This is a genomic window from Duganella sp. 1411 (assembly GCF_017833525.1).
In the GTDB taxonomy this organism is placed as follows: domain Bacteria; phylum Pseudomonadota; class Gammaproteobacteria; order Burkholderiales; family Burkholderiaceae_D; genus Rugamonas.
Genome location: NZ_JAFICD010000009.1, coordinates 257,917 through 264,940, shown reverse-complemented (window position 1 = coordinate 264,940; position 7,024 = coordinate 257,917). Strand labels below are relative to the sequence as shown.

Annotated in this window: 6 protein-coding genes; 3 read left to right on the top strand and 3 right to left on the bottom strand. The window is 61.3% G+C overall.

What is annotated here, in order from left to right:
• The first annotated feature begins 466 nt into the window (after positions 1 to 466).
• The 3 genes from JOD97_RS30375 to JOD97_RS30365 all read left to right on the top strand — a co-directional run bounded on the left by JOD97_RS30375 (position 467) and on the right by JOD97_RS30365 (position 3,973).
• On the top strand, positions 467 to 1,828 hold the full coding sequence (locus JOD97_RS30375) for a sensor histidine kinase (protein ID WP_209726531.1): 1,362 nt from the start codon (positions 467 to 469) through the stop codon (positions 1,826 to 1,828).
• Positions 1,829 to 1,900: 72 nt separating this feature from the next.
• Complete coding sequence (locus JOD97_RS30370; protein WP_209726530.1) at positions 1,901 to 2,662, top strand: LytTR family DNA-binding domain-containing protein; 762 nt, start codon at positions 1,901 to 1,903, stop codon at positions 2,660 to 2,662.
• A gap of 120 nt (positions 2,663 to 2,782) precedes the next feature.
• Complete coding sequence (locus JOD97_RS30365; RefSeq protein WP_308937263.1) at positions 2,783 to 3,973, top strand: PAS domain-containing sensor histidine kinase; 1,191 nt, start codon at positions 2,783 to 2,785, stop codon at positions 3,971 to 3,973.
• On the opposite strand, the gene JOD97_RS30360 is transcribed toward JOD97_RS30365, so the two are convergent.
• From JOD97_RS30360 to JOD97_RS30350, 3 genes are all read right to left on the bottom strand, one after another.
• Complete coding sequence (locus JOD97_RS30360) at positions 3,970 to 5,034, bottom strand: porin (RefSeq protein WP_209726547.1); 1,065 nt, start codon at positions 5,032 to 5,034, stop codon at positions 3,970 to 3,972. The two genes, JOD97_RS30365 and JOD97_RS30360, sit on opposite strands and share 4 nt — an antisense overlap.
• 337 nt (positions 5,035 to 5,371) lie before the next feature.
• A complete protein-coding gene (locus JOD97_RS30355; protein ID WP_209726529.1) occupies positions 5,372 to 6,025 on the bottom strand; it encodes a class I SAM-dependent methyltransferase in 654 nt (217 codons plus the stop codon).
• Between the two features lie 15 nt (positions 6,026 to 6,040).
• On the bottom strand, positions 6,041 to 6,982 hold the full coding sequence (locus tag JOD97_RS30350; RefSeq protein WP_209726528.1) for a CysB family HTH-type transcriptional regulator: 942 nt from the start codon (positions 6,980 to 6,982) through the stop codon (positions 6,041 to 6,043).
• Positions 6,983 to 7,024 lie beyond the last annotated feature (42 nt).

Genomic DNA, 7,024 nt, shown 5'->3' with positions numbered 1-7,024 from the left:
CACTACTTTCGTAGCGCCTATTTCATTACTTCTTGTGAACATTTGATATTTTAAGTATCGCGGAACTAAGTTTAACCTTGGTTCCGCGTGCACTTCCATCAAACGTCCACACTTATCGACTGTTAATTTTTAAAGAACTTGTTCGGTACTGCTTGCACGCTTGACAAATCGTTTTGTTCGTCAGCGCAGAAGAAAGAGTATGAAGCGTTTCGCTTATTTCGTCAACCCCTCAACCACTTCTTCTTTTCTCGTTTCACACCACATTTGCATGCGCCGTTTTGCGAGGAGGCGAACTATAGCAAAGCGGCCACGGCCTTGGCAAGGCCTATTTTCCGTCCCCTCCCCGCGCCGTCCAGTCGCCATTTCTTGCAGACTGTCGCAAGCATATGGCGTATCGCCGCCATCACCGTTACAGTTGCATCGTCACAAAACTCGTTACACCCGACCTCAAGAGTGAAAGCCTTACATGTTTCCTATGCCAAAAACGCAAGAGACCCTGAAGACCGCCGCCGCCTGGCTACATCGCGGCTTCGACGCGACCGCCACTTGGGTGACTCAGCTGTCGTGGTGGAAGTTCCTGGTGTTCGCGGTGTTGATGCTGATCGCTGGCTCCATTCTTCAGGACGAACTGTTTTCATCGAATCCGGTGCAGGAGGAGATTGTTCGCAAAGACAAGAAACGCAAAGGCGCCGACACCAATATCGTGATCGACGACAGCGGCATTCGTTTCAACATGCGCGGCAAGCGCAATAAAGATACCGACAAAGCCGAAAGCGGTGCCGACGACAGCGGCGCGCCACGTGCGGAGCCCGCCGAACCGGCGCCGCCCGCCGCGCCCGAGGCGCCGGAAGCGCCCGCGGAACCGGCCGCGCCGGCGAAGTCCGGCGGCAAAGCTGGCAAAGGCGACAAGGCCGCCACCGCGGCCGTGCCCGCCCTGCCCACCCTGCCCGGCGAAGAAGTCCACATCGACCTGCCGCCGCAAATCGGCGAAGAGTTGTCCAACGCGATCGAGGAAGCGGTCGACGACGCGGCCGAGCAGAAAGTGGCCCGCTACCACGGCCAGGCGTCGACCTGGTTCCGCAGCTTCATCACGCTGCTGGTGCTGGCCTTGTTCGGCACCAAGGCGCTGATGGGCGGAAAAAAACGCGCCGAGGCGGAAACACTGACCGCCAACGCCGCCGTCGAACGCGAATCCATGCAGCGACAGCTCAGCGAGGCGAAGATGCAGATGATGCAGGCGCAAGTCGAACCGCACTTCCTGTTCAACACGCTCGCCTCGGTCGAGCACCTGATCGAGACCGACCCGCCGCGCGCGTCCGCCATGCAGCGCAGCCTGATCAAATACCTGCGCGCGGTGCTGCCGCAAATGCGCGACAACGCCCTGATCACCAACCTCGGCCGCGAAGCCGACATGGTGGTGGCCTATTTGAACCTGTTGAAGATGCGCATGGAAGAGCGCCTGACCGTCGACTTCGACATCCCCGACGGCCTGCGCAGCGCCGCGTTCCCGCCGATGATGCTGCAATCGATGGTGGAAAACGCCATCAAGCACGGCCTCGAAGCCAAACCGCAGGGCGGCACCCTCAAGGTGCGCGCCGACGTCGCCCACAACAAACTGCGCGTGATCGTCAGCGACGACGGCCTGGGCTTCGGCGCCGTGCCCAGCGACGGCACCGGACTGGGCCTGATGACCATCCGCGAACGCCTGAAACTGCTGCACGGGGACCAGGGCCAGTTGCTGATCGCGGCCAACAGTCCAAGCGGCGTCATCGCCACCATCGAGGTGCCGTACCAGCTCGCCAGCAAGAGTCAAAATAAGAGCGATTGATTAATGCGCCGATTCGTTGAATAATTGACCAAATAACCATCCACGTCCAACAACTTAAACACACCCAACACGATGCCTACAGCTATTCTTGCCGATGACGAACGTTTGATGCGCGACCAGTTGCGCATGCGCCTGGGCCAGGTCTGGCCCGAACTGGAGATTATCGGCGAAGCCAAGAACGGCGACGAGGCGATCGAACTGGTCGACCAGCTCAAGCCGGACTTCACCTTCCTCGACATCCGCATGCCGGGCAAAACCGGCATGGAAGCGGCCACCGTGATCGGCAACAAGAGCCATATCGTCTTCGTGACCGCCTACGACGCCTACGCGGTCGAGGCCTTCGAGCGCGGCGCCGTCGATTACGTGCTCAAACCGCCCGAGCCGGAACGGCTGCAAATCACCGTCGACCGCCTCAAGACCCGCTTGAGCAAGCCGGCCGCCGACGTCAACGCCAGCGTCACGGCGATGCTGTCGCAACTGGCCGAAAAGATCACCGCGCCCAAGCCGGCCTATCTGCAGTGGATACAGGCCAGCATCGGCCAGGACCTGCGCATGATTCCGGTCGAGGAAATCCTGTTCTTCCGCTCCGACGAAAAGTACACCTGCGTACAGACCGAGCGCTACGAGGCGCTGATCCGCAAACCGGTGCGCGACCTGGCCGAGGAGCTCGATCCGGCGCTGTTCTGGCAAATCCACCGCGCCACGCTGGTCAACGTCAACGCCATCGAGGGCGTTACCCGCGACATCCGCGGCCGCCACCTGGTGATGATCAAAGGTAAGTCCGACAAGCTCGAGGTGAGCCGCAGTTTCCTGCATTTGTTCAAGCAGATGTAGGGACAAAGCAAAGGAAGATCGCGCCGGCCCGGCGCACGATTGAGACACATCAAGAGGGCAAAATCAGGCTGCAATACTGTCTGTGTTGCAGCCGCCCCTCTTCCGGCTGAGGGATGCCGCATGAAAATGCCCGGCCAAGCCAGATCGTTATTCAAGCTGCCCTTCATCAGCGTCGGGGCGGCCCTGTTCGCCCGCCTGTCGTGGCGCATGGGCTGGTTGTGTTCCAGCGCCTCCTCCGCCGCCCACAAGCGCAGCCGCGGCATCATCCAGCACGCCAGCGACGCCATCATCATCACCGACGAACAACAGCACATCCTGCAGGCGAACCCGTCGGCCGCGGCGATGTTCGGCACCACGGTCCAGGCGATGGAAGGCGTGCCGCTGCAGCAATTCATTCCACGGGACCAGCGCCAGACCGGCGGCACCGCGTCGACCCACTACTTCGGCTCGACCGGCATCCGCCTGCGCATGAAGGGCCGGCGCGCCAGCGACTACGCCGTCACCGGCATGAAGGCCAACGGCCAGCACTTCCCGCTCGAGGGCTCGATCTCGTCGCTGTCGGAAAACGGCCACCAGATCTACACCATCATCCTGCGCGACATCACCGAGCGCAAGCAGGTGCAAGAGCAGCTGGAGCAATCGTATTCCCAGTTGCGCGAGCTGTCGGCCGCGCTGCAAACGATACGGGAAGAGGAACGCAAGCACATCGCGCGCGAGCTGCACGACGACCTCGGCCAACTGCTGGCGACGCTGCGGGTCGACCTGGCGCTGTTGCAGCAACAGTCGAGCGGCGACCCGGCCGCGCGCAAGCTGCAGGCCGGCATGGATGAACTATTGATGTCGGCCATCACCTCGCTGCGGCGCATCGCCAGCAATCTGCGGCCGCGCGCGCTCGACGAGGGCGGCTTGTATTTCGCGTTGGAGAGTCTGCGCCAGGAATTCGTGTCGCGCTATGGCATTTCCTGCAGGCTGCACGCGAACGAGGAGGATTTGATACTCGACGACGCCTACAGCACCGCCATCTTCCGCATCGCACAGGAAGCGTTGACCAACATCACGCGCCACGCGGAGGCGCAAAACGTCGAGCTGTCGCTACGTCGCTCGGAATCGTCGCTGCAAATTTCGATCCACGACGACGGCCGCGGCATCGCCGAACACGACATGGACAAGGCGTCGTCCTTTGGCCTGATCGGGATGCGCGAACGCGTGTGGGCGCTGCACGGCGACATTTCCATCCTCAGCGACGGCGGCACCCGGATCATCATCCGACTGCCGCTGCGCTCGCAGGAAAGCGCCGTCGATACCGCTTAGAACGTGTGACGCACGCCGATGTTGAAGGCTTTGTCGCCGGTACCGGCTTCGTTGTTGTTGCCCACGGTGTAGCCGGCGCCGTTCTTGTTCTTGATCTTGGCGTAGGCGATGTAGGCGCCGGTACGCTTCGACAGCGCGTGCAGGTAACCCACGGCCCACTGGTCGGCATCCTGGTTGAAGCTGGTCTTGTCGTTCTTGCGGATCGCCGACGCCATGATGGTGCCGCTGCCGACCGGCACTTGCACGCCGATCAGGATGTCGTTGCTTTCCAGGCTGGCGCGCGGGGCGACGGCGTAGCCATAGGCGTTGGCCACCGGCAGCGCGGCGCTGTTGACGCCCTTGTCGTCGCCGTAGGCGAAGTAAGCCTTGACCACCTTGAAGTCGTAGTTGATCGCGAACAGCGTGTTGCGGCCCGTATCGCGGTTCACGGCCGGGGTGGTGCCGCTGGCGACGGTGTCGTTGTTGCGGTTGTTGTAGACCAGGCGCGCGTTCAGGTCGGCCTGGGAGAAGTTCAGGCCGAGGCCGAACTGGCGGCCGGCTTCGGTGCTGCCGGCCTGCTCGCCCAGCGCGTACAGCGCTTCGGCGCTAAAGCCGCCGAACACCGGGGTGGCGTAGACGATGGCGTTGCTGACGCGCGTGTTGGCGCCGGCGGCCGGGAACAGATTCTTGATCGAACCGGCGTAGCCCGCGCCGAACGGGTCGGCGACCTGGCTCATGGCGTTGTACAGCATCGTGTATTGACGGCCCAGGGTCAGGGTGCCGGCTTCCTTGCTTTTCAGGCCGACGAACGCCTGGCGGTTGAACAGCGCGTTGTTGGTGTTGTCCAGCGTGCCGTCATCGACCTTCAAGCCGGTTTCGATCTGGAAGATGGCCGACAGGCCGTTGCCCAGATCTTCGGTGCCGCGGAAGCCCAGGCGGGACTGGCTGCCGATACCGCTGGTGACTTTGGTCACGCTGCCGGCCGCGCCACCGCGCTCGCTGACGATACCGGCATCGACGATACCGTAGATCGTTACGTTCGATTGAGCCTGCGCCTGCGCGGCGAAGCCGCCGATGATCATTGCTGCCAGAGTAAGTTTTTTCACTTGATGTTCTCTACTGAAGGTTGAAAGAAAGCTGCACGGGGCGAATCATGCCTATCAATTACTTCAACAATGTGACAACATCAACCTGTTGCAAATCTACCACTACGTCTTTCCATTGCGCCATGCGGCTTTGACGCCGCGGCACGAACGAAAAAGGCCGACAGGGGGGGAATGCCGCTAGTTAAGCGGTTTTCGTAGGGCGGATTAGGCGGAACGCCGTAATCGGCCATGTATGCGCCGCCGATAACGCATGCATGGCCGATTACGCTGCACTAATCCGCCCTACGTGGTGGCACGACGCCGCCGCGCACCGCTACTTCAGCTTGCAGCTCAACAGATAGTAATACTCGAGCCGCTCGATGCGGAACTGCTTGGTCGACGCCGCGAAGCGCTTGCGCAAGGTGCTGTCGGTCAGGTAATTGTGCATCACCTCGTAGCGCTGGCCATCGTCGGCCGTCAGGATCTGGAAGGTGTTGCCCTCCATATCGGTGCGCGCGAACACCATCGTGCTGCCGTCGACATACGACTCGTCCAGCAGCACCAGCAACACATCCTTGCCCAGCTTGGCGCGCAGCGTCTTCAGATACTTTTCCTGATCCTCGCGCTTGACGTGCGTCCACAAGCCGGCGGCGAACACGGCGGTGTACTTGCCCTCCAGGTCGTCGGGCAGGTTGAACGCGTCCATCACGCCGAACGTCACGACGTCCTCGTCCAGGCCGCGCGTCTCGGCCAGCGCGATCATCTCCGGCAGCAGGTCGGTGGCGTGCACCGATTCGGCCACCTCGGCGATCAGATCGGTCCAATAGGCGGTGCCGCAGGCCAGCTCCAGCACCTTGTGGCCCTGGAACAGCTCGGCGACCATTTCCTGCAGGTCGTCCAGGTCGTCGAAGCGCTCTTCCTGCGCGTAGACCTGGTCGTAGTTGTCGGCGTTGACGGCATAGAATTGTGCCAACTGATTGGTAATCATGGTATTGCTTTCAAGTTACAGTTCGTAGTGCTCTTTTTCACCGCTCATGGCCTGCTCGATCAACTTGCGGTTGAGCGTGGGGGCCAGCAGTTCAATAAAGGTATATATATAGCTGCGCAGGTAGGCGCCCTGCTTGACCGCCACCCGCGACACATTCATGCCAAACAGGTGGCCGGCAGGGATGGCGCGCAGGTTCTTGTCGCGCTCGGCGTCATAGGCCATGCCCGCTATGATACCAATCCCCATGCCCAACTCGACATAGGTCTTGATCACATCGGCATCTATGGCCTCCAGCAACACGTCCAGCTTCAACCCGCGCAGCGAAAACGCGTGGTCGATCTTGCTGCGGCCGGCGAAGGCGCCATCGTACGTGATGATGGGGAAAGCGGCAATTTCTTCCAGCGTCACCTGCTTCGATTTGAGCAAGGGATGGTCGGGCGCGACCACCACCACGTGTTCCCATTGATAACATGGCAGCGTTATCAACCCAGCAATGCCGGCGATCGATTCGGTGGCGATGGCCAAGTCGGCCTGGTCGCGCTGGACCATCTCGGCGATCTGCTGCGGATTGCCTTGCAATAAAGACAAGCGCACCTTGGGAAACTTCAGCATGAACGCCTGCACCACCTTGGGCAAGGTGTAGCGCGCCTGCGTGTGGGTGGTGGCGATGGTGAAGCTGCCGCTGTCCTGGGCCGCGTATTCCTTGCCGATGCGCTTGAGGCTGTCGATTTCCTGCATAATCAACTCCACCGACTCCAGCACCAGCCGGCCAGGCTCGGTCAGGCCCCGGATGCGCTTGCCGTGGCGCGTGAAAATGTCGACCCCCAGCTCCTCCTCCAGCTCGATAATGGCCTTGGACACGCCCGGCTGGGACGTGAACAGCGCCTTGGCGGCGTCGGTCAGGTTGTAGTTCTGGCGTACCGCTTCGCGCACGAAGCGCAGTTGGTGAAGGTTCATTGATCGTTTGGGCCCATCTTAAAATGATTTGCGTCCATGCTT